The sequence below is a fragment of the Streptomyces mobaraensis genome (genome assembly GCF_020099395.1).
Taxonomy (GTDB): Bacteria; Actinomycetota; Actinomycetes; order Streptomycetales; family Streptomycetaceae; genus Streptomyces.
Genome location: NZ_CP083590.1, coordinates 1,755,924 through 1,777,679, shown reverse-complemented (window position 1 = coordinate 1,777,679; position 21,756 = coordinate 1,755,924). Strand labels below are relative to the sequence as shown.

General features: G+C 71.3%; 15 protein-coding genes. 12 read left to right on the top strand and 3 right to left on the bottom strand.

Annotated features, from left to right (window positions below; all coding sequences use genetic code 11):
• Positions 1–102 precede the first annotated feature (102 nt).
• Both K7I03_RS07365 and K7I03_RS07360 read right to left on the bottom strand, forming a co-directional pair.
• Positions 103–861 carry an FG-GAP repeat domain-containing protein gene (locus K7I03_RS07365; protein WP_224346936.1) on the bottom strand — a complete coding sequence of 253 codons (759 nt, stop codon included), beginning with the start codon at positions 859–861 and terminating at the stop codon, positions 103–105.
• A 252-nt stretch (positions 862–1,113) separates the two neighbouring features.
• On the bottom strand, positions 1,114–5,016 hold the full coding sequence (locus K7I03_RS07360; RefSeq protein ID WP_185943228.1) for a GH92 family glycosyl hydrolase: 3,903 nt from the start codon (positions 5,014–5,016) through the stop codon (positions 1,114–1,116).
• Positions 5,017–5,461: 445 nt separating this feature from the next.
• Between K7I03_RS07360 and ngcE the strand changes: the two genes are divergently transcribed.
• The 11 genes from ngcE (at position 5,462) to K7I03_RS07305 (ending at position 20,017) form a co-directional block, all read left to right on the top strand.
• On the top strand, positions 5,462–6,907 hold the full coding sequence (ngcE, locus tag K7I03_RS07355; RefSeq protein WP_185943227.1) for an N-acetylglucosamine/diacetylchitobiose ABC transporter substrate-binding protein: 1,446 nt from the start codon (positions 5,462–5,464) through the stop codon (positions 6,905–6,907).
• An 87-nt stretch (positions 6,908–6,994) separates the two neighbouring features.
• Positions 6,995–7,909, top strand: coding sequence for a carbohydrate ABC transporter permease (locus K7I03_RS07350; RefSeq protein WP_185943226.1), 915 nt, complete (start codon positions 6,995–6,997; stop codon positions 7,907–7,909).
• 85 nt (positions 7,910–7,994) lie between these two features.
• On the top strand, positions 7,995–8,915 hold the full coding sequence (locus tag K7I03_RS07345) for a carbohydrate ABC transporter permease (RefSeq protein ID WP_185943225.1): 921 nt from the start codon (positions 7,995–7,997) through the stop codon (positions 8,913–8,915).
• Between the two features lie 64 nt (positions 8,916–8,979).
• Positions 8,980–9,432, top strand: a complete 453-nt coding sequence (locus K7I03_RS07340; RefSeq protein WP_185943224.1) for a DUF1707 SHOCT-like domain-containing protein — start codon at positions 8,980–8,982, stop codon at positions 9,430–9,432.
• Positions 9,433–9,748: 316 nt separating this feature from the next.
• Positions 9,749–10,945, top strand: coding sequence for an ROK family transcriptional regulator (locus K7I03_RS07335; protein ID WP_313772160.1), 1,197 nt, complete (start codon positions 9,749–9,751; stop codon positions 10,943–10,945).
• A gap of 168 nt (positions 10,946–11,113) precedes the next feature.
• Complete coding sequence (locus K7I03_RS07330) at positions 11,114–12,220, top strand: substrate-binding domain-containing protein (protein ID WP_152263990.1); 1,107 nt, start codon at positions 11,114–11,116, stop codon at positions 12,218–12,220.
• A gap of 26 nt (positions 12,221–12,246) precedes the next feature.
• Entirely contained in the window at positions 12,247–13,026 is a 780-nt protein-coding gene (locus K7I03_RS07325; protein WP_185943222.1) for an ATP-binding cassette domain-containing protein, read from the top strand.
• Positions 13,023–14,300, top strand: coding sequence for a sugar ABC transporter permease (locus K7I03_RS07320; protein ID WP_185943221.1), 1,278 nt, complete (start codon positions 13,023–13,025; stop codon positions 14,298–14,300). The genes K7I03_RS07325 and K7I03_RS07320 overlap by 4 nt, the downstream gene beginning before the upstream one ends.
• Positions 14,301–14,639: 339 nt before the next feature.
• Positions 14,640–16,619 (top strand): 1-deoxy-D-xylulose-5-phosphate synthase, encoded by a 1,980-nt coding sequence (dxs, locus tag K7I03_RS07315; RefSeq protein WP_185943220.1) that lies wholly within the window; start codon positions 14,640–14,642, stop codon positions 16,617–16,619.
• Between the two features lie 208 nt (positions 16,620–16,827).
• Positions 16,828–18,351, top strand: a complete 1,524-nt coding sequence (locus tag K7I03_RS07310) for an amino acid permease (protein WP_185943219.1) — start codon at positions 16,828–16,830, stop codon at positions 18,349–18,351.
• A gap of 160 nt (positions 18,352–18,511) precedes the next feature.
• Positions 18,512–20,017, top strand: coding sequence for an ArnT family glycosyltransferase (locus K7I03_RS07305; protein ID WP_185943218.1), 1,506 nt, complete (start codon positions 18,512–18,514; stop codon positions 20,015–20,017).
• 31 nt (positions 20,018–20,048) lie between these two features.
• Here K7I03_RS07305 and K7I03_RS07300 read toward each other — a convergent pair whose 3' ends face one another.
• Complete coding sequence (locus K7I03_RS07300) at positions 20,049–20,468, bottom strand: PIN domain-containing protein (protein WP_185943217.1); 420 nt, start codon at positions 20,466–20,468, stop codon at positions 20,049–20,051.
• A 135-nt stretch (positions 20,469–20,603) separates the two neighbouring features.
• Here K7I03_RS07300 and K7I03_RS07295 point away from each other — a divergent pair, with 135 nt between their 5' ends.
• Positions 20,604–21,680 (top strand): hypothetical protein, encoded by a 1,077-nt coding sequence (locus K7I03_RS07295; RefSeq protein ID WP_185943216.1) that lies wholly within the window; start codon positions 20,604–20,606, stop codon positions 21,678–21,680.
• Positions 21,681–21,756: the final 76 nt, after the last annotated feature.

Sequence of the window (21,756 nt, the reverse complement as noted above, 5' to 3'; positions counted from 1 at the left end):
GCAGCACTGGACCTTCAGTGGAGATGGAATCCGGCGGAGCCGGGAGCGGGCCGTGCCGTCGATGGGCGGGGCACGGCCCGGTGACGCGTTACCTCATGGGCGTCAGAAGACCAGGCGGTACTGGTTCCAGCCCGAGTTGCCGATCTTCACCGGGGCCTTGAAGGGCGCGGCGGCCTCGCCCGTGCCCTTGTACAGCCACAGGGCGCCGTCGTTGTCGATGGCCAGCAGGTCGCTGCGGCCGTCGCCGTCGGTGTCGCCGTTGGAGAAGAGGTGGTGGTACCTGTTCCAGCCGCCGCCGACCCGGGTGCGGGCCTCGAAGGGCTTCTCGGCGTTGCCGGTGCCCTTGTAGAGCCAGAGGACGCCGTCCCGGTCGTGGGCGACCATGTCGGTCTTGCCGTCACCGGTGTAGTCGCCGCGGCCGGCGATCTCGGTGTACGTCCCCCACTCGGATCCGGTGATCACGCGCTCGCCGGAGAACGTGCCGTCGTAGTTGGTGATACGGACGTCGATCCTGTCCTTGCCCAGCGCGACGAGGTCGGCCTCCTTGCCGCCGCCGAGGTCTCCGGGGGCGATCAGGCCGTGGTAGAAGTACCCGTAGTTGGGCACGAGGTTGACATCTTTGCCGGTCAGGCCGTGGAACTTGAGGTCGCGGCCGTTCTCGCTGATGAAGTAGTCGCCGTCGTGGCGGCCGTCGGCGTCGCGGTCGACCTGGGCGATTTCGCTCAGGTCCTTCCACGGGCCGCGGGCCTCGCGCGGCTTCAGGCCGCCCTTGCCGTCGACCTCGTAGACGTAGAAGTCGTCACCCTTGGCGGTGACGGCACCGACCTGGAACACCGGCGCGGAAGCCGACGGGCTCTTCACGGCGGCCACCTGGGCCGCCGTCGTGTGAGCCGCTGCGACCCCGGCCGTCCCCCCGACCAGAGCCACCGCGACGGCGGCGGTCACGAAGCGCGAGAGACCGCGCCCGGAACCACGCGAAGCGCGAGAAACGCGCGAAACAGTAGTCATGGAAAGTTTCCCCCCAACCATGAAAAAAGGACTTCAGTACCGCCCTTTGTGCACGAAGAGCAGCACTGGATCTTCACAGACTCTACACAGGCTTCCCGGCCTCAACTACCGCTGTGGTGAACCCAACAGCTCCATCTCGGCCAGACTCGCCTCGCCACCGACGACTTTCAGCCGATAGTGACGGTAGGTGACCGGAGCGTGGAGTGAGAACACCCGCGTTTGCCGGTCCCATGTGAAGGACTGTCCCTCGCGTCGATCGGTTGCACTCCAGTCACGCCCATTTTCCGAACCTTCGAGCACCCAACTCTTCGGCGCCCGGGCCCGGTCGGCGGAGGTGAGGGTGTACGAGGTGACGCGGGAGCCGGCGGTCACCTCCAGTGGGACGGTGGTGACGGTGGCGGCGGTACGGGAGGTGTTGTCGGTGAGGGCGGAGCCGTCCGGGACGGTGACGTCGGACAGCGGGTCCGGGACCTTGTCGTCCTGGCTGATCGACGTGGGCCCGGCGCCCTCGCCGGAGGCCCAGGACGACGGCTCGGGGCCCATGGCGAACTCCAGGGTGGCCCCCTTCGCCACCACCGAGTGCGGCAGCGCCGTCGAGTTCCAGGGCTTGCCGTCGACCGTGAGCCCCTGCACGTACACGTTCCGCGCGCTGTTGCGCGGCGCCTTGACCACCAGGTCGCGGCCGTTCTCCAGGTGCACGGTCGCCTTGGTGAACAGCGGCGACCCGATCGCGTACTCGCCCTGCCCCATCACCAGCGGGTAGAAGCCGAGCGCGCCGAAGACGTACCAGGCGGACATCTCGCCGTTGTCCTCGTCGCCCGGGTAGCCCTGCCCGATCTCGCTGCCCAGGTACAGGCGGGAGAGCACCTCGCGCACCTTCGCCTGCGTCTTCCACGGCTGCCCGGCCGCGTCGTACAGGTAGGCGATGTGGTGGGAGGGCTGGTTGCTGTGCCCGTACATGCCCATGCGGACGTCGCGGGCCTCGGTCATCTCGTGGATGACCCCGCCGTACGAGCCGGCGAACTCCGGCGCGCCCGTCTCCGGGGTGGCGAAGTAGGCGTCGAGCTTCTTCGCGAGACCGGACCGGCCGCCGTACAGCGCGGCGAGGCCGCGGGTGTCCTGGGGGGCGGTGAAGGCGAAGTTCCACCCGTTGGTCTCGGTGTAGTCGTAGCCCCAGACCCGCGGGTCGTACGCCTCGGGGGACAGCCGCCACGAGCCGTCCTCGTTCCGGCCCTGGAAGAAGCCGATCCGCCGGTCGAACAGCTTGACGTAGCCGCGGGCGCGGTTGAGGAAGTACTCCGACTCCTCCCGGTAGCGCTCCCGGTGCGTCTTCGCGTAGAGCGCCTGGCCCATCCGGGCCAGCCCGAAGTCGTTCAGGTAGCCGTCCAGCGCCCAGGACATGCCCTCGTGCGTCTTCGTGCTCGTCCAGCCGAGGAAGACGGAGGTGTCCATGCCCTTGCGGCCGGTGCCGGGGTCGGTCGGCGCCACCGTCGCGTTCCTCAGCGCCGCCTCGTACGCGGCCTCGGCGTCGAAGCGGACGCCCTTCGCGTGCGCGTCGGCGAAGGCGATGTCGGAGCTGGTGCCCGTCATCAGGTCGGCGTAGCCGGGGGAGGACCAGCGCGAGACCCAGCCGCCGTCCTTGAACTGCCGCACGAAACCGTCCACCATCCGCCCGGCCTGCCCGGGGGCCAGCAGGGAGTACGCGGGCCAGGTGGTGCGGTAGGTGTCCCAGAAGCCGTTGTTGACGTAGACCTCGCCGTCGACGATCCGGGCGCCGGTACGGGTGGGGGTGGACGCGCCGGTGGGCGGGGAGAACGGGCTGGCGTAGCGCTGCTTGGGGTGGTCGGCCGAACCGGTGTTCTCGAAGCCGGAGTTGGGGTAGAGGAAGAGGCGGTAGAGGCCCGAGTACAGGGTGGTGAGCTGGTCGGCGGTCGCGCCCTCCACCTCCACCCGGCCCAGCAGCCTGTCCCAGGCGTCCCGAGCCCGGTCGTGGACGCGGGCGTACGGCGTCCCGGCCGGGATCTCCTGCTCCAGGTTGGCCTTCGCCTGGTCGGTGCCGATGAGCGAGGTGGCGATCCGCAGGGTGACCGTACGGTCGGCGCCCGGCCGGAACCGCAGGTAGCCGGTGACGTCGCTCGCGTCCCCGGCCCCGCCGCGCCGCAGCTTGCCGCCGCCGGTCACCGGGGCGTCGAAGGCGCCGTACACGTACAGCCGGCCGGCTCCCGTCGACAGTCCGCTCTTCACGTCGGACCAGCCGGTGAACGTCCCGTGCGCGGTGTCCAGCGTCAGACCGCCGGCGTTGGTGACGTTGTCAAGGATGACGTTGGCTTTGTCGGCCGATTCACTCGGAAAGGTGAATCGCATCATCGCGGCGTGGTCGGTGGGCACGATATCGGCCTTCAGCCCGTTGTCGAAGGTGACGCCGTAGTGGTGTGGCGTGGCCGTCTCGCGGGAGTGGTGGAAGGGGAGGGCGCGGGCGGTGCGCGAGGCGTCGGGGGTGCCTGCCGCGACGGAGGGCATCACCTGGAAGGTCTGCCGGTCGCCCATCCAGGGGCTGGGCTCGTGGCTCGCCGAGAACGCCTGGAGGATGGGCAGGTTGTCGGCGTTGTTGGCCGCCGCGTACCGGTAGAGCCAGCTGGTGGAGCCCGCGTCGGTCACGGGCGTCCAGAAGGTGAAGCCGTGCGGGACGGCGGTGGCGGGGAAGGTGTTGCCGCGGGAGAAGGAGGAGCTGGAGAGGGTGCCGCGGGTGGTGAGGGCGCGGTCCGCGGGGTGCGCCGGGGTCTTCTCCTCGGGCGCGGGGGCCAGGGACACGTCGTCGATCCAGCCCCGGAAGGGCGCGGGGCCGTCGGGGGCGTCGTAGGCGACGAGGACGCGTGCCACGGTCTTGCCGGCGGCGACGCGGCCGATCGCCGCCTCCTTGCTGTTCCACTGGTTGACGTAGAGCGTCTTGGAGTCCGCCTGGCCGCGCGGCGTCAGCGGCGCGCCGTGCTGGTCCCGGGCGTCGAGCTGGCTGAGGTAGGTGCCGTCGGTGAAGGCGAGGTCGAGGGAGACGTGGGTGGCGGGGTAGCGGGGGTCGCGCTCGGCCATGGCGGGGAAGATCTTGTACGCCAGCCGGGTGCGCGCGGTGACCCGCACGTTCACGGCGAAGACCTTGTTGTACGCGTAGGCGCGGCCCTTGGCGCGGTGGGTGCCGCCGTAGCGCAGGGCGTGCTTCCCGGTGAAGCCGGCGCGGGGCTTGGCCGTGGGGGAGGCGGCCGGGCCGGTGTCGGGGTACGTGCGCATGGCCGCGGGCGGGGGAGTGCCGGGGTCGGCCGTGGCGAACTGCACCTCGGCGAGCTGGGTGAGCTCGTCGCCCGCGTTGCCGGTGATGTCGAGGCGGAAGTGGCGGTAGGCGCCACCGGTGGCAAGGGTGAACTGCCGTGTCTGGAGCCGCTTTTCGAAGTTCTCGCCGCGCCGGGTGTCGAGGACCGTCCAGCTCTTCCCGTCCGCCGAGCCGCGCAGCGTCCAGTCCCGGGGGTCGCGGCCGGGGGCGTCGTTGGCGGAGGTGAGGGCGTACCGGGTGACGGCGACGGGTTCGGAGAGGTCGAATTCCAGCCAGGCCGTCCGCTGCCGGACCAGCCACTTGCTGGTGGGCTCGCCGTCGACCAGGTTCTCCTTGATCTCCCCGCCCTCGGCGTTCTCGCCGCTGGCCCGGACGGCGGTCACCTTGTCGGTGGCGTTGCCGGGGATGCCCTGGCCATCCCCGCCGTCGATCCCCGACGACCTGGCCCGGCCGTCCGGGCCGGTCTCGGCCGTGTTGCGCCAGTCGGGGCGGGGATCGCCCGGTTCGAAGGAGGACGCGAAGCTCTCCTCGGCCCTGCCGCCGGCCGCCGTGTCCGCGGCCCTCCCGGCGGGCGCCGCGGCGGCGCCGGACGGGGCGATCTGAGGGGCCGTCACCAGTATGGCGGCCACGAGGACGGCCGCGGGCCGGGCGAGCGCCCGCCGGCGACGTCTGAGTCTCTGTCTCATCCCTTGCCTCTCCCGAAGGCAGACAACGTTGTCACCCGGATCGCGCTCTGTTAAGTAGGGCGTGAGGCTCCAGTGGTGTCAAGGGTCCCGGGGCTGGTGTCGCCCGGTGTCGGAGAGGTCTCAACTCGGGAAAGACTGACGGTCGAAGACGCTTCCGATCTTGCCCAGTTGGTGAGAAGTGGACTATACCTGTCGGCGTCCGGGGCGACCCCGCGTCGCCGTGGCGGAACCGGGGGGACACCGGGGCCCATCGAGGGGACGAGCCGACGGCTCCGCCCGGGCGCCTTCCCCGGCGTACACCCAGCGCACCCAGCACGTCCAGCACGCTCAGCACATCCAGCACGCCCAGCTTCCACCGAACCGCGGTGTCGTGCCCTTCGTCGAGCCGACTGCACAGGGGAGACCGCCACACCGCCTGAGTCCTGGAGAAGGCGAGGACTTGAGCATGGGATCCACCTCGGAATTCAGCCGGCGCGACCTCATCAAACGCGCCGCGGCGCTCGGCCTGGTGGCCGTACCGGCGATGAGCGCGCTCAGCGCCTGCGCGTCCGGCGGCGACGACGATGACGCGAAGCCCGACAAGCCGGCCGGCGGCGGCGGTGGCGCGGGCGAGATGAAGCCGCTGAAGGTGAACGCCTCGGCCCCGCTCGACGTGGTCATCTTCGACGGCGGCTTCGGCCAGCAGTACGCCAAGGACGCCGAGGCCGAGTACAAGAAGGCGTACCCGCAGGCCGACATCAAGCACACCGGCACCCAGGACATCGCCCCGCAGATCCAGCCCCGCTTCAACGGCGGCACCCCGCCCGACCTCATCGACAACTCCGGCGCTAAGCAGATGGACCTGGGCACCCTCGTCGGCCTCAAACAGCTCACCGACCTCAACGCTCTCCTCGACGCGCCGTCCCTCGACGACCCCAAGAAGAAGGTGCGGGACACCCTCCGCCCGGGCGTCGTCGAGATGGGCCAGTTCGACGGCGACGAAGTGTGGGTCTTCTACTACGCCTACACCGTCTACGGCGTCTGGTACTCGAAGACCAATCTGGAGAAGCTCGACGCCCAGTACCCGGAGACCTGGGACGAGATGCTCAAGCTCTGCGAGAAGGCGAAGAAGAAGGGCATCGCCGGCTGGACGTACGCGGGCCAGCACCCGTACTACATCCCGTTCAGCCTCTACCCGTTCATCGCCAAGATCGGCGGCACCGAGGTGCTGGACCGCATCGACAACCTGGAGCCGGACGCCTGGAAGCACCCGGCCGTCAAGGCCGCCTTCGAGGCGTACTACGAGCTCTACAAGAAGGGCTACATCCTGCGGGGCACCGCGGGCCTCGACCACATCCAGTCGCAGACGGCGTGGAACGAGGGCAAGGCGCTGTTCATCCCGAACGGCTCCTGGGTGGAGAACGAGTCCAAGAAGATGACGCCGAAGGACTTCCGGATGGCGGTCGGCGCGCCGTCCAGCCTGGACAAGAGCGACAAGATGCCGTTCGGGACCATCTGGGCGTCCGGCGGCGAGCCGTTCATCGTGCCGAAGAACGCCAAGAACGCGCAGGGCGGCATGGAGCTGCTGCGGATCATGCTGGGCAAGAAGTCCACCCAGAACTTCATCAAGGCGGTCTCCTCCCTCACCTCCCTCAACGGCGGCACCGAGGGCCTCACCCTGCCGCCCGGTCTGGCGTCGTCCCAGGAGGCGCTCACCAAGGCCGGCCGGAACGTGGTCAATCCGCGGCTCCAGGACTGGTACGTCTCCCTCCAGAAGGAGAAGATCGGCAAGGCGGCGCTCGGTCTGATGATGGACGGCCGGCTCACCCCCGACGAGGCCATCAAGAAGATCCAGAAGTACACCGACGAGACCCGCAAGGACGATTCCGTGAAGAAGTACAAGCACAAGTAGCCCGTCCCGCACCATCCAGCACCGCTCGCACCGTCCCGCGCCAAGGCGGCACCCGTCACGGCAGTTCGAAGATCGGGGTCCGAGGTCATGCAGCACGGTAAGTACCGTTTCATCGCCGGTTTCCTGCTGGTCCCGCTGGCGATCTACGGGGTCTTCGTCGTCTCGCCGTTCGTCCAGGCCATCTACTACTCCTTCACCAACTGGACCGGCCTGAGCTCGAAGTTCAAGATGACGGGGCTGAAGAACTACCAACGCCTCTGGGACGACGAGCTGTTCTGGAAGGCGCTGGGGCACAACCTCCTGCTGCTGCTCCTGCTGCCCTTGGTGACGCTGGGACTCGGCCTGTTCTTCGCCTTCATGCTCAACGTCGGGGGCCGCCGCCGGAAGAACGCGGCGGTCGCCGGCGTCCGCGGCTCCGGCTTCTACAAGATCGTCTACTTCTTCCCGCAGGTGCTGTCCATCGCCATCGTCGCCCTGCTGTTCAAGTTCGCCTACAACCCCAACAGCGGGGCGATCAACTCCTTCCTGGACGCGATCGGCCTGGGCTCCCTCCACCCGAACTGGCTGGGCGACCCGGACCTGGCGCTGTGGTGCGTGACGGCGGTGATGGTCTGGAGCAACGTCGGCTTCTACGTGGTGCTGTTCTCCGCCGGGATGAGCGCCATCCCCAAGGACTTCTACGAGGCCGCCCTGCTGGACGGCGCCAACCGGGTCCAGACCTTCTTCCGGATCACCCTGCCGCTGCTCTGGGACACCGTCCAGACCGGCTGGGTCTACATGGGGATCATGGCCCTGGACGGCTTCGCGGTCGTCCAGATCATGATGGACGGGCCCGGCCCGGACTACTCCACCGAACTGCTCACCTACTACCTCTACACCAAGGCGTTCACCGACGGGCAGGCCGGCTACGCGACGGCCCTGGGCGTCGCGCTGCTCATCGTCACCATGCTCTTCGCGGGCATCGTGATGAAGCTCGGGCGGCGCGAACGGCTGGAGTACTGATGCGCGCGCCCGCCGTGATGCGCGCGCCCGTCCCCCCAGCGCCTGCCTGTTCCGTCCGTCCGCACAACCACCCGGGGGTGGCACCGTGACCGTGCAAGCCGAGCCGTCGGACCGTCCGGACGCCCCCGCGCCGGCCGCCCCGCCGGAGAAACGGGCGCGGGGCGCGGGCGGCGAGCGCGAGGGCGGCGTCCTGAACGTCTTCTCGCACGGCGTCCTCGTCATCTGGGGCCTGATGGTCACCCTGCCGCTGCTCTGGGCGGTGATGAGCGCCTTCAAGACCGACAAGGAGATCTTCTCCTCGCCCTGGTCGCTGCCGAAGAGCCCGGACTTCGGGGCCTGGGGCCGCGCCTGGTCCCAGGCGCACATGAGCGAGTACTTCCTCAACTCGATCGTGGTGGTGGCCGGTTCGCTGTGCGGCACCATGCTGCTGGGCGCGATGGCCGCCTATGTGCTGGCGCGCTTCGACTTCCCCGGCAACCGCTTCGTCTACTACCTGTTCGTGGGCGGGATGAGCTTCCCGGTGATCCTGGCCCTGGTGCCGCTGTTCTTCGTGATGAAGAACATGGCGCTGCTCAACACGTACCACGGGCTGATCCTCGTCTACATCGCCTATTCACTGCCCTTCACGGTCTTCTTCCTGACCGGTTTCTTCCGGACGCTGCCCTCTTCGGTCGCGGAGGCGGCGCTGATCGACGGCGCGTCGCACACCCGGACCTTCTTCCAGGTGATGCTGCCGATGGCCAAGCCCGGCCTGATCAGCGTGGGCATCTTCAACTTCCTCGGCCAGTGGAACCAGTACCTGCTGCCGGCGGTGCTCAACGTCGGCGACGACGACAAGAAGCTGCTGCCGCAGGGCCTGGTGGCACTGGCGGCCAGCCAGCGGTACAAGGGCGACTGGTCGGGCCTCTTCGCGGGCCTGGTGATCGCGATGCTGCCCGTCCTCGCCGCGTACATCGTCTTCCAGCGCCAGGTGCAGTCCGGGCTGACGGCCGGCGCGCTCAAGTAGGCGCGGGGGTCGCGGGCCCGGCTCCGGCCACTCCGTCCGAAGACGCGAAGATACGATCATGCGCGTGACCCAGCTCGACAGCACCAAGCTCCGTATCGGCGACGACGAACGCGACGAAGCCATCGAGGCCCTGACGACGCACAGCCGTCAGGGCCGGCTGACCATCGACGAGTACGGAGAGCGGCTGGAGGCCCTCAACGAGGCCCGTACCCGGGCGGACGTCCTGGCCCTCTTCGAGGATCTCCCCGAACCCCGTCCGACCCTCGTCGACACGGCCGCGGGCACCGCCCTCGCCCGGTCCGGCACGGCCGCCCCGGCCCCCGCCCGGTCCGCCGCCCCGGAGCCCGCCGACCGCCCCGGCCGCTTCACCGGCGCCTTCCTCGGCGTCCCCGTCGGCGCCGTCGCCGCCGCGGGCGTCAGCTACGCCACCGGGAGCTGGTTCTTCATGTTCCTCGCCGGGCCGATCGCCTTCGCGGCGGACCGCCTCTCCCACCGGGTGCGGCGCGAGCGGGACTGAGCCCCGCAACCGCTCCCGCACCGCCCTCGCAACCGCTCCCGGAGCCGCCCTCGGAGCAAGCCCCTGGAGCCGCTCCCGAAGCCGCTTCCGAAGCCGTCGGAGGCCCCCGCCCCTCCGCCCCGGCCGCCGCCGAGCGGTGATCCGTACCATGGGAGGGCCCCGCCCGGCGCCGTCGCGGTGTCCGGAGCCTTGACGTGCTCCCGGGTGTGCGGCTGAGCTTAGAGTTCATATGTTGTACGGATACCGGGCTCCACTGTCGCAGCCCGGTGGCCGGGGCGGCGGTCGTGCCGTGCCGACGAGGCGGGAGTGGATGGGCGTGGAGACTCCGGGGTCGCAGTCGTCGCTGCACCGGGCCAACCTGGAGCGGGTCGTCCGCGCGGTGCGCAGGTCGGGGGCGCTGACCCAGGCGGAGATCGCCCGGACCACCGGGCTGTCGGCGGCCACCGTCTCCAACATCGTCCGCGAGCTCAAGGACAACGGCACCGTCGAGGTGACCCCCACCTCCTCCGGCGGCCGGCGGGCCCGCAGCGTCTCGCTCTCGGGCGACGCCGGGATCGTCGTCGGCGTCGACTTCGGCCACACCCACCTGCGCGTGGCGATCGGCAACCTGGCCCACCGGGTGCTCGCCGAGGAGGCCGAGCCGCTGGACACGGACGCCTCCGCGACCCAGGGCCTGGAACGGGCCGAACACCTGGTCAAGACGCTGATCGCGGCCACCGGCATCGATCCCGGGAAGATCATCGGGGTGGGCCTGGGCGTCCCCGGGCCGATCGACGAGTCCGGCGTGCTCGGCTCGACGGCGATCCTGCCCGGCTGGGCCGGCACCAACCCCCGCGACGAGCTCGCCACCCGGCTCGACGTCCCCGTCCACGTCGACAACGACGCCAACCTCGGCGCGCTCGGCGAACTGGTCTGGGGGGCCGGCCGCGGGGCCGCCGACCTCGCGTACATCAAGGTCGCCAGCGGCGTCGGCGCCGGCCTGGTGATCAACGGGCAGATCTACCGGGGCCCCGGCGGCACCGCGGGCGAGATCGGCCACATCACCCTGGACGAGTCCGGGCCCGTCTGCCGCTGCGGCAACCGCGGCTGCCTGGAGACCTTCACTGCCCACCGCTACGTCCTGCCGCTCCTGCACTCGGCCCACGGCCCGGACCTCACCGCGCCCCGCATGGTCCGGCTCGCCCGCGACGGCGACGCCGGCTGCCGCCGGGTGATCGCGGACGTCGGCCGGCACATCGGCAGCGGCGTGGCGAGCCTGTGCAACCTGCTCAACCCCAGCCGGGTGGTGCTCGGCGGGGACCTCGCGGAGGCCGGGGAGCTCGTCCTCGCGCCGATCCGGGAGTCGGTCGGACGGTACGCGATCCCCAGCGCCGCACGGCAGTTGGAGGTCGTACCGGGCGCGCTGGGCGGCCGGGCCGAGGTGCTCGGCGCGCTCGCCCTCGTGCTCAGCGAGATGGGCGACTCCTCGCTGCTGGACGGATTGCCGGCGGCGGACGCGCCCGGTCCCTTCTGATTGATTTCCGGACACCTCCGGCAACACGCCCCTTGAGTTCACGCACATAACGCATGGCATCGTTGCCATCTCGTTAAGGATTAACTTCTTGACGCCCCTTTGCGGTCCGAGTTGACTTCCGGTCACCTCGGCCGCAACGGCGCGGCCATGTCAGGGAGGTATCCGTACGTGAACACGCATCTGCGTCGCGCCGCGGTGGCCGTCGTCGCTCTGTCGACGGCCGTCACCCTCGCCGCCTGCGGCAAGGCCAAACAGGCCGGCGACAACGGGGACAAGAAGGAGAAGAAGGGGTCGCTCACCATCGGGCTGCTCCTTCCGGAGAACCAGACCGCGCGGTACGAGCGTTTCGACAAGCCGCTGCTCGAAAAGAAGATCAAGGAATTGGCGGGCACCAGCGCCACCGTCCTCTACGAGAACGCGAAGCAGGACGCTTCCGTCCAGCAGCAGCAGGTCGACACGATGATCACCAAGCGGGTCGACGCGCTGATCGTCGACGCCGTGGACGCCAAGTCGATAGCGAGCTCGGTGAAGAAGGCGCACGACAAGGGAATCCCCGTCGTCGCCTACGACCGGCTCGCCGAGGGCCCGGTCGACGCCTACACCTCCGTCGACAACGAACGGGTCGGAAAGATCCAGGGCGAGTCGCTGCTCAAGGAACTCGGCGACAACGCCGGCAAAGGCCAGATCGTCATGATGAACGGCTCGGTCACCGACCCCAACGCCAAGATGTACAAGGACGGCGCCCATTCCGTGCTCGACGGAAAGGTGAAGGTCGGCAAGGAGTACGACACCAAGGAGTGGAAGCCGGAGAACGCCAACGAGAACATGAAGGGCGCGATCTCCTCGCTCGGCAAGGAGAACATCGTCGGCGTCTATTCGGCCAACGACGGCATGGCCGGCGGCATCATCACCGCCCTCAAGAGCGCCGGCTTCGACAAGCTGCCCCCGGTCACCGGCCAGGACGCCGAACTCTCCGCCGTCCAGCGGATCCTCGCCGGCGAGCAGTTCATGAGCGTCTACAAGCCGTACGTACCCGAGACGGAGGCCGCGGCCACCATGGCCGTCGCCCTGGCGCAGGGCAAGAAGCTCGACGGCACCGCCAAGACCACCGTCGACAGCGGGAGCGAGAAGAAGATCCCCGCGATCATCGTCGACCCGTTCGCGCTCACGAAGGCCGACATCCCCAAGTACGTCGGCAAGGAGGGCTTCTTCACCCTCCGCGAGATCTGCACCGACAAGTACAAGTCCGCCTGCGACGCCGCCGGCCTCAAGTAGGGCGCGCGCCCGAGGAGCTGATCCACATGTCCGCTGCGCCCGTACTGGCGTTGCGCGGGATCTCCAAGCGGTTCGGTGCCGTCCAGGCGCTGACCGACGTGGAGCTGGAGATCCGTCCCGGTGAGGTGGTCGCCCTGGTGGGCGACAACGGCGCCGGCAAGTCCACCCTCGTCAAGACCATCGCGGGCGTCGCGCCCGCCGACGACGGCGTCATCGAGTGGGAGGGGCGGCCCGTCACCATCGACCGGCCGCACACCGCCCAGGAGCTCGGCATCGCCACCGTCTACCAGGACCTCGCCCTCTGCGACAACCTCGACGTCGTCGGCAACCTCTTCCTCGGCCGGGAGATCTCCCGCGCCGGGGTGCTGGACGAGGTCGGGATGGAGCGTCGGGCCCGCGAACTGCTCGGCGCCCTGTCCATCCGCATCCCCAGCGTCCGGATCCCCGTCGCCGCCCTCTCCGGCGGCCAGCGGCAGACCGTCGCCATCGCCCGCTCGCTGCTCGGCGAGCCCAAGGTCGTCATCCTCGACGAGCCCACCGCCGCGCTCGGCGTGGAGCAGACCGCCCAGGTCCTCGACCTGGTGGAACGGCTCCGCGAACGGGGTCTCGGCGTGATCCTCATCAGCCACAACATGGCCGACGTCCAGGCCGTCGCCGACCGCGTCGCGGTGCTGCGCCTCGGCCGGAACAACGGGGTCTTCGCCGTGCGCACCACCTCCCAGGAAGAGATCGTCTCGGCCATCACCGGCGCCACTGACAACGCTGTCACCCGCCGTAAGGCCCGCATCGCGGAGGACCGGGCATGACCACCGACCTCTCCAAGACCCCCGAGGGCTCCCAGCCCGCCGCTCCGGCCGTCGCCACCCCCGTCGACCCCCGGCTGCTCGTCCGCGAGGAGGGCTTCGCCGGCTACTGGTCCGAGTTCCTGCGCAAGCTGCGCAGCGGCGAACTGGGCTCGCTGCCCGTCGTCGTCGGCCTGATCGTCATCTGCCTGGTGTTCCAGCTCCAGGACTCGGCCTTCCTCGGTGCCGAGAACCTCTCCAACCTCTTCATCACCGCCGCCGGCACCGGCCTGATCGCCGTCGGCATCGTCTTCGTCCTCATCCTCGGCGAGATCGACCTCTCCGTCGGCTCGGTCAGCGGCCTGGCGGCGGCCGTCTTCGCGGTCCTCAACGTCAACCACGGCATGTCCGAATGGCTCGCCCTGATCCTGGCGATCCTCACCGGCACGGTCGCCGGGGTGCTCCACGGCTTCTTCTTCGCCCGGATCGGCGTCCCCGCGTTCGTCGTCACCCTGGCCGGCCTGCTGGGCTGGAACGGCCTGATGCTGGAGGTCCTGGGCGCCAACGGAACGATCAACCTCGACGACTCCGGGCTGGTCGCCCAGCTCACCAACCACTACTTCGAGGACATCTCCGCCGCCTACGGACTGGCCACCGCCACCGTCCTGGCCTACTTCCTCGTCGCCTGGCGGGACGCCCGCCGCCGGACCGCCGCCCAGGTGCCCAGCCGGCCTTTCGCCGAGATCGTGCTGCGCACGGCCGCCCTGGCGGTGCCCGCCTACGCGGTGGCCTGGGTCTTCAACCAGTACAAGGGCCTGCCACTGGCCGTGGTGATCTTCATGGGCGTCGTCGTCGCCCTCGACCTGGTACTGCGCCGCACCCGCTACGGCCGCAAGGTCTTCGCCGTCGGCGGCGGCGTCGAGGCGGCCCGCCGGGCCGGCATCGACGTGGCGACGGTGCGGATCTCGGTCTTCGCGCTCTCCGGGACGATGGCGGCACTGGGCGGGATGTTCCTCGCCTCGCAGATCAACGCGGCGAACCAGTCGTCGGGGGCGGGCAGCCTGCTGATGAACGCGATCGCGGCGGCGGTGATCGGGGGGACGAGCCTGTTCGGTGGGCGCGGGAAGACGTGGTCCGCGCTGCTGGGTGTGCTCGTCATCCAGTCGATCGCTTCGGGGATGGCGCTGCTGGGGATCGCCTCGGCCGTTCAGTACATGATCACCGGTGCGGTGCTGTTGGCGGCGGTCGTGATCGACTCGGTGTCGCGGCGGACGCAGCGGACGGCGGGGCGGGTGTAGCGCCTGCGGCGGGCTGGTGCCCCGGTCCCGCCCTTCGCCGATTCCTGGGGGCAAGCCCCCAGACCCCCTTTGTCCTCAAACTCCCCCAGAGGGGGTACCCCCAACGGGCTGAAATCAGCCCGTCCGGCGTTTGAGGACAACCGCGCGGAGCGCGGTTTCGGGGGTGCGGGGGCGCAGCCCCGCAAGAAACGGTGAAAGGTCGGGACCGGGGCACACCCCCCTGCGGGACCACCACCGAGCATCCGGGTGACATACATCCCCGCACCCGTTCACCGCCACGCCAAGCGGAAGATTAGACTCGACCGACCGGCAAAAGCTCGACAGCTTAAGGAGGCACGGGTGGCCCTGCTGACCCGCATCAGGGAACCGCGCGATCTTGACCGGCTGAGCCCCGAGCAGCTCGACCGGCTGGCCGCGGAGATCCGCACCTTCCTCGTCGACGCCGTCTCCAAGACCGGTGGCCACCTCGGCCCCAACCTCGGTGTGGTCGAGCTCACCATCGCCCTGCACCGCGTCTTCGACTCGCCCAAGGACAAGGTCCTCTTCGACACCGGGCACCAGTCGTACGTGCACAAGCTGCTCACCGGCCGCCAGGACTTCTCCCGGCTGCGCGCCAAGGACGGCCTCTCCGGCTACCCCTCGCGGGCCGAGTCGGAGCACGACGTCATCGAGAACAGCCACGCCTCCACCGTCCTCGGCTGGGCCGACGGCCTCGCCAAGGCCAACCAGGTCCTGGGCCACGACGACCGGCACGTCGTCGCCGTCATCGGCGACGGCGCCCTCACCGGCGGCATGGCCTGGGAGGCGCTGAACAACATCGCCGTCGCCAAGGACCGCCCGCTCGTCATCGTCGTCAACGACAACGAGCGCTCCTACGCGCCCACCATCGGCGGCCTCGCCAACCACCTGGCCACCCTGCGCACCACCGACGGCTACGAGCGCTTCCTGGCCCGCGGCAAGGACCTGCTGGAGCGCACCCCGGTCGTCGGCAAGCCGCTCTACGAGACGCTGCACGGCGCCAAGAAGGGCCTCAAGGACTTCATCGCCCCCCAGGGCATGTTCGAGGACCTCGGGCTGAAGTACGTCGGCCCCATCGACGGCCACGACATCGAGGCCCTGGAGTCCGCGCTCCAGCGGGCCAAGCGCTTCAACGGTCCGGTGATCGTCCACTGCCTCACCGAGAAGGGCCGCGGCTACCAGCCCGCCGAGCAGCACGAGGCGGACCGCTTCCACGGCATCGGCGTCATCCACCCCGACACCGGTCTGCCGGTCGCCGCCTCCAGTGCCAGCTGGACGTCCGTGTTCGGCGACGAGATGGTCGCGCTCGGCCGCGAGCGCGAGGACATCGTGGCGATCACCGCCGCGATGATGCAGCCGGTCGGCCTCGGCAAGTTCGCCAAGGAGTTCCCCGACCGCGTCTACGACGTCGGCATCGCCGAGCAGCACGCCGCCACCTCCGCGGCCGGCCTGGCCACCGGCGGGCTGCACCCGGTCTTCGCCGTCTACGCGACCTTCCTCAACCGCGCCTTCGACCAGGTCCTCATGGACGTGGCCCTGCACAAGTGCGGCGTCACCTTCGTCCTCGACCGCGCGGGCGTCACCGGTGACGACGGCGCCTCGCACAACGGCATGTGGGACATGTCGATCCTCCAGGTCGTGCCCGGCCTGCGGATCGCCGCCCCGCGCGACGCCGATCAGGTCCGCGCCCAGCTCCGCGAGGCCGTCGAGGTCGACGACGCCCCCACCGTCGTGCGCTACTCCAAGGGCACGGTCGGACCGGCCGTCGAGGCCGTCGGCCGGGTCGGCGGCATGGACGTGCTGCGCCGCCCCGCGGACGGTACGAACCGGGCCGACGTCCTGATCGTCTCCGTCGGCGCGCTCGCCCCGATGTGCCTGGAGATCGCCGACCTCCTCGACAAGCAGGGCATCTCCTCCACCGTCGTCGACCCGCGCTGGGTCAAGCCGGTCGACGAGGCGCTGCCCGGCCTGGCGCGGGAGCACCGCGTCGTCGTCACCGTCGAGGACAACGGCCGGGTGGGCGGCGTCGGTTCGGCCGTCGCCCAGGCGCTCCGCGACGCCGGCGTCGATCTGCCGCTGCGCGACTTCGGCATTCCGCCGCGCTTCCTCGACCACGCCTCCCGCAAGGAGGTCATGGCCGAGATCGGGCTGACCGCCCCGGACATCGCCCGCCAGGTCACCGGCCTCGTCGCCAAGCTCGACGGGGCGTCCGTCGAGGGCGGCGTCACGGAGGCCGCCGAGGCCGCCGTGCTCCCGGGCGCGGACGAGCCGGGCGAGCCCGCGGAGGCAGCCCGCGACTGACCGGGCCACCGGACCCCGACGAGGGCCGGTCGGACCATCCTCCCGGGTGGTCCGGCCGGCCCTCGCACACACCCCCGAACGCCCTCCATCGGGTGAATCCGGTGCCGGGAGGCTGTGGCCCCCCGGGCCGGGCCCCGGACATCGCGGACACTCGCTCAGTTCAGGGACGACGCGGGGCGGCGCGAGCCGCGACTGGTGGAGGTGGGCCATGGCCACGGAGCGACCGACCCGGAACGACCGCGGCAGGAGCGGGGTGTTCCGGACCAAGACGGTGGAGCAGTCCATCCGGGACACCGAGGAACCCGAACACGTCCTCAAGAAGTCCCTCTCCGCCCTCGACCTCACCGTCTTCGGCGTGGGCGTCGTCATCGGCACCGGCATCTTCGTCCTCACCGGCAAGGTCGCCAAGGAGACCGCCGGCCCCTCCGTGGCCCTCTCCTTCGTCCTCGCCGGCATCGTCTGCGCGCTGGCGGCGCTGTGCTACGCCGAGTTCGCGTCCACCGTGCCGGTGGCCGGCTCCGCGTACACCTTCTCGTACGCCTCGCTCGGCGAACTGCCCGCCTGGATCATCGGCTGGGACCTGATCCTGGAGCTGGCGCTGGGCTGCGCCGTGGTCTCCGTCGGCTGGTCCGGCTACATCCGCTCGCTGCTCGACACCGCCGGCTGGCACTTCCCCGCCGCCCTCTCCGGGCCGCACCACGGCGACTTCGGCTTCGACCTCCTCGCCTGTGTGCTGGTGCTGGTGCTCACCGCGATCCTGATCGCCGGGATGAAACTCTCCTCACGCGTCACCGCCGTGGTGGTGGGCGTGAAGGTGACAGTCGTCCTCATCGTCATCATCGCTGGGTCGTTCTTCGTCAGCGGCGCCAACTACGACCCGTTCATCCCGCCCTCCCAGGGCAGCGCGGGCGGCAGCGGCCTGGCCGCCCCCCTGTCCCAGCTCCTCTTCGGCTTCACACCGTCCCACTTCGGCGTCATGGGCATCTTCTCCGCCGCCGCCGTGGTCTTCTTCGCCTTCATCGGCTTCGACATCGTCGCCACCGCCGCCGAGGAGACCCACAACCCGCAGCGCGACGTGCCGCGCGGCATCCTCGGCTCGCTCGCCATCTGCACGGTGCTGTACGTGGCCGTGTCCATCGTCGTCACCGGCATGCAGAAGTACAGCCGGCTCTCCGTCGACGCGCCGCTCGCCGACGCCTTCAAGGACGCCGGACAGCCCTTCTGGGCCGGGCTGATCAGCTTCGGCGCGGCAGTCGGCCTCACCGCCGTGTGCATGATCCTGCTGCTCGGGCAGAGCCGGGTGTTCTTCGCGATGAGCCGCGACGGGCTGCTGCCGCGCGTCTTCTCCACCGTGCACCCCCGCTTCGGCACGCCCTACCGCTCCACGCTCCTGCTCGGCGGTGTCGTGGCCGTCGTCGCCGGGTTCACCTCCATCGACGTGCTGGCCGAGCTCGTCAACATCGGGACCCTCTTCGCCTTCGTCGTCGTCGCCCTCGGCGTCATCCTGCTGCGCCGCGCCCGCCCCGACCTGCCGCGCGCCTTCCGCACCCCGTTCGTGCCGTTCGTGCCGGTGCTGTCCGTGCTGGCCTCGCTCTGGCTGATGCTCAACCTGCCGGCGGAGACGTGGCTGCGGTTCGCCGTGTGGATGGCCCTGGGCGTCGTCGTCTACTTCGCGTACGGGAAGCGGCACAGCAGGGTGGCGGCGGAGGCGGCGCGGTCGGGTGGACGGTGACGGGGCGGCCTCCGGGACCGGGCCTCGGGGATTCCCCCGACCCGTCCCCGACTCCGGGCCCGGCCCGCCCCCGACTCCGCCTCCGGACCATCCCTGATTCCTCCCTGACCGCCCCGTATGTCACCCGCCGCCGGAACAGACCGACCCCTAGGTTGGCCGCATGCCCGCCGTCCAGCACGTCGCCGTCCCGGCCCCCGCCGCCGTCCCGCGCCCCCGCGCGAGCGCGGAGCCGCCGTCCACGGGACCCCGGCGCGGGCTGCCCTTCTGGCGCGGACTGCTGCCCGCCCTGACCGCCCTGGCCCTCGCCACCCGGCTGCCGTCCTTCCTCCGCCCGCTGTGGAACCCGGACGAGGGCTTCCTCGCCACCCAGGCCCGGATGCTCGCCCAGGGCGCCGTCCTCTACCGCACCGTCGTCGACCGGAAGCCGCCCCTGCTGCCCTGGCTGTACGAGGCGTGCTTCCGCGCCTTCGGCGACGGCTCGCTGCTGCCCGTCAAGGGCCTCGCCGTGGCGGCCCAGCTGGTGACGGCCGTGCTGCTGGCCTCGCTCGCCCGCCGCCGCTGGGGCGAGCGCGCCGGGCGCACGGCCGGGGTGCTCTACCTGCTGGTCTCCATCGGCCTGGAGCCCGAGGACGCGCAGGCCGCCACCTTCGAGGTGTTCGCCGTGCCGTGGACGGCCGCCGCCATGTGGTGCGCCGACCGCGGCCGCTGGGGCCGGGCCGGCCTGGCCACGGCCGCGGCGCTGCTCACCAAGCAGACCGGGGGAGCGGTCCTGGCGCCCGTCCTGCTCATGCTCTGGACCGCCCGGCCGCTCCAGGGGCAGGGCCGCCGCGGCACGGCCGCCCTCGCGGCCGGCCTCACCCTGCCCGTCGCCGCCGTCGCCTGGCTCTGCGGCCCGGCCCGGCTGCTGTTCTGGTGCGTGACCGGCTCCGGCAGCTACGCCTCCGTGGACGGCACGGTCGGCGCCTCGGCCGCCCGCGCCCTCACCAACGCCGGTACGCTGACCACCAGTTGCGCGGGCCTGCTGGCACCCGTCTGCCTCCTCCTGCTGGCCCGCCGCCGGGTCGCGCCGCCCGAGCTGTGGCTGTGGCTGATCGCCTCGGCGGTGGCCGTCACCACCGGCTTCCACTTCTTCGGCCACTACTACCTCCAGCTCATCCCGCCCCTCACCCTGCTGGCCACCGCGGCCCTGCACACCCTCCCCGAGGCGGCGCGGCGCGTGGCCGCCGGGCTGAGCGCCCTGTCCTGCGCCGCCTTCCTGACCGCCGGACTCGTCGTCACCCCGCCCGAACTGCCGCACTCGCTGCGGGTCGCCGACGCGGTACGGGCCCGGACCGCACCCGCCGACCCGGTGCTGATCTGGGGCATGCACCCCGAGCAGTACTGGTTCGCCCGCCGCCCGCCCGCCGGCCGCTTCCTGACGGCCGGACTGCTCACCAACTACAGCGGCGGCCGGGACGCCTCCGCCGTAGGGGAGGCGTACGGCGTACCGGGCGGCTGGCCCGTCCTCCGCCGCGAACTCCGGGCGCGCCCGCCGGCGCTGGTCGTGGACGATTCCCGCGGCCGGCCCTACGCGGTGGCACGGGTGCCCACGCTGCGGGCCTTCGTGCGGAGCGGGTACGCGCGGGTGGGGAGCGTGGAGGGGGCGGTGCTGTACGCGCGGCGGTGAGGCCGTCGCCGTACGGTCGCGGCCGGCCCCGTCAGGGCCGTACCGTCCGCGGCCCTACCGTCTCCGCGCCCAGCGCCGCGACCCGCTCCCGCAGCTCCCGGTCGGCGGTCGCCACCACACAGCGCCGCCCCCGGGCCCGCTCCCCGGCCACCACCTCGACGATCCGGTCGTCCCCGCTGCCGGCCGCCGCCTCCACCCGCACCCCCGGCACCGGCTCCGTCCCGCGCGCCGCGCCCTCCACCACCAGGACGACGTCCAGCGGGCCGGGCAGCGGCGGGACGACGTCCGGCAGCCCGCCGGACGCGTACCCGGCCAGGGCGTCGCGCAGTCGCTCGGTGGCCCCGCGGCGGTCCCGCCACCAGCCGTCGGGGACACTGCCCACGACGTTGGCGGCGTCGACGACGAGGAGGGGACCGGGCCCGTCCGCTTCGGCTGTCCTACCGGCGTTCATACCCACCAGGCTCGCACGCCGGGTGCGAACCGGAATGCCGTCACCTGCGCAATGTTATTGTCGGGGGTCGGAAATCGCCGGTGAAACGGCTCCGCGCGACGCGGAATTGGGGCAGAGAGAGGCTGGCAGCGAGTCATGGCACGGACGGCCACCCCCACGACCGGCTGGCTGCTGCGGGGACAGGACGGCCGGCTCACGGCCTACGCGCCCGCCGCCAACGGCCTGCTGCGCTGGACCGAGACCGCCCCCGGCGGCCCCGGCTGGACGGGCCCCGAGCGGATCACCGTCCCCGGCCTGGAGCCCCACCTCTCGCTCTGCCGCACCCCGCAGGGGTACGTGTACCTCTTCGGCGTCCGCACCCGGGAGACGGACGACGGCCGCACCGAGACGGACGTCGTCTACGCCACGCAGTTCCAGCCGGGCCGGGCCCTGACCCCCTGGCGCTCCATCGGCACCCCCTACGGGCAGGACCAGGAGCGCGCCGCCCGCATCGGCGCCCCCGCCGCCGTCGTGGACAAGCACGGCCCGCAGGTCTTCCTCCGGAACGCGGGCGGCGGCGTCTGCGGCCGGCGCCAGGACGCCAAGGGCGTCTGGGGCGCCTGGACGGACATGAAGGGCAGCAACGTCCTCGACTCCCTCGCCACGACGGCCACCGAGGACGGGCGCGCCGAACTCCTCGCCCCCTGCGACGGCAGCGTCCAGAGCTGGCGGCAGGAGGAGCCCGGCGGGCCGCTGAAGCGGGTGCGCAACATCACCGCCGAGCCGCTGGCCGGCTCCGCCGCCTCCCTCGACGCCGGGGAGGGCCGCGTCAGCCACTTCTGGCGGGACGCCGCCGACTCCGCCCTCCGCGTCCACACCCGCGCCCTCGGCGACCCCGAGGACGACGTCACCCCCGTCACCCTCGGCCCCTCCGACGACGAGGGCACCGGCCCCGTCGCCGCCCTCCGCACCACCATCGACGGCCACGACTGCACGGTCCTCGCCCAGCGCACGGCGTCCGGCCTGCCGGCCGTCGCCGCCTACCCGACCGGCGACGAGAAGGCGGGCGCCTTCTGGTCCAAGACCGGCGAGGCGTGCGTGGGGGCGCCCGCGCTGGCGCTTGACGCGGCGGGGCGGGTGGTGCTGGCCGCTTTCGCGCCGGACGGTGGGCTGTGCGTGACGCGGCAGAAGGAGGAGGCGGGGCTGGCGTTGGGGCGTTGGGTGCGGGTGTAACGCCTGCGGCGGGCTGTGCCCCGGTCCCTCCCCCAGAGGGGGGACCCCCACCTTCGCCGATTCCTGGGGGCGAGCC

Excerpts from the sequence above, each read along its gene's own strand:
- K7I03_RS07360 (WP_185943228.1), bottom strand. The coding sequence starts at position 5,016 with ATGAGACAGAGACTCAGACGTCGCCGGCGGGCGCTCGCCCGGCCCGCG.
- ngcE (WP_185943227.1), top strand. The coding sequence starts at position 5,462 with ATGGGATCCACCTCGGAATTCAGCCGGCGCGACCTCATCAAACGCGCC.
- K7I03_RS07350 (WP_185943226.1), top strand. The coding sequence starts at position 6,995 with ATGCAGCACGGTAAGTACCGTTTCATCGCCGGTTTCCTGCTGGTCCCG.
- K7I03_RS07325 (WP_185943222.1), top strand. The coding sequence starts at position 12,247 with ATGTCCGCTGCGCCCGTACTGGCGTTGCGCGGGATCTCCAAGCGGTTC.
- K7I03_RS07320 (WP_185943221.1), top strand. The coding sequence starts at position 13,023 with ATGACCACCGACCTCTCCAAGACCCCCGAGGGCTCCCAGCCCGCCGCT.
- K7I03_RS07310 (WP_185943219.1), top strand. The coding sequence starts at position 16,828 with ATGGCCACGGAGCGACCGACCCGGAACGACCGCGGCAGGAGCGGGGTG.
- K7I03_RS07305 (WP_185943218.1), top strand. The coding sequence starts at position 18,512 with ATGCCCGCCGTCCAGCACGTCGCCGTCCCGGCCCCCGCCGCCGTCCCG.
- K7I03_RS07300 (WP_185943217.1), bottom strand. The coding sequence starts at position 20,468 with ATGAACGCCGGTAGGACAGCCGAAGCGGACGGGCCCGGTCCCCTCCTC.
- K7I03_RS07295 (WP_185943216.1), top strand. The coding sequence starts at position 20,604 with ATGGCACGGACGGCCACCCCCACGACCGGCTGGCTGCTGCGGGGACAG.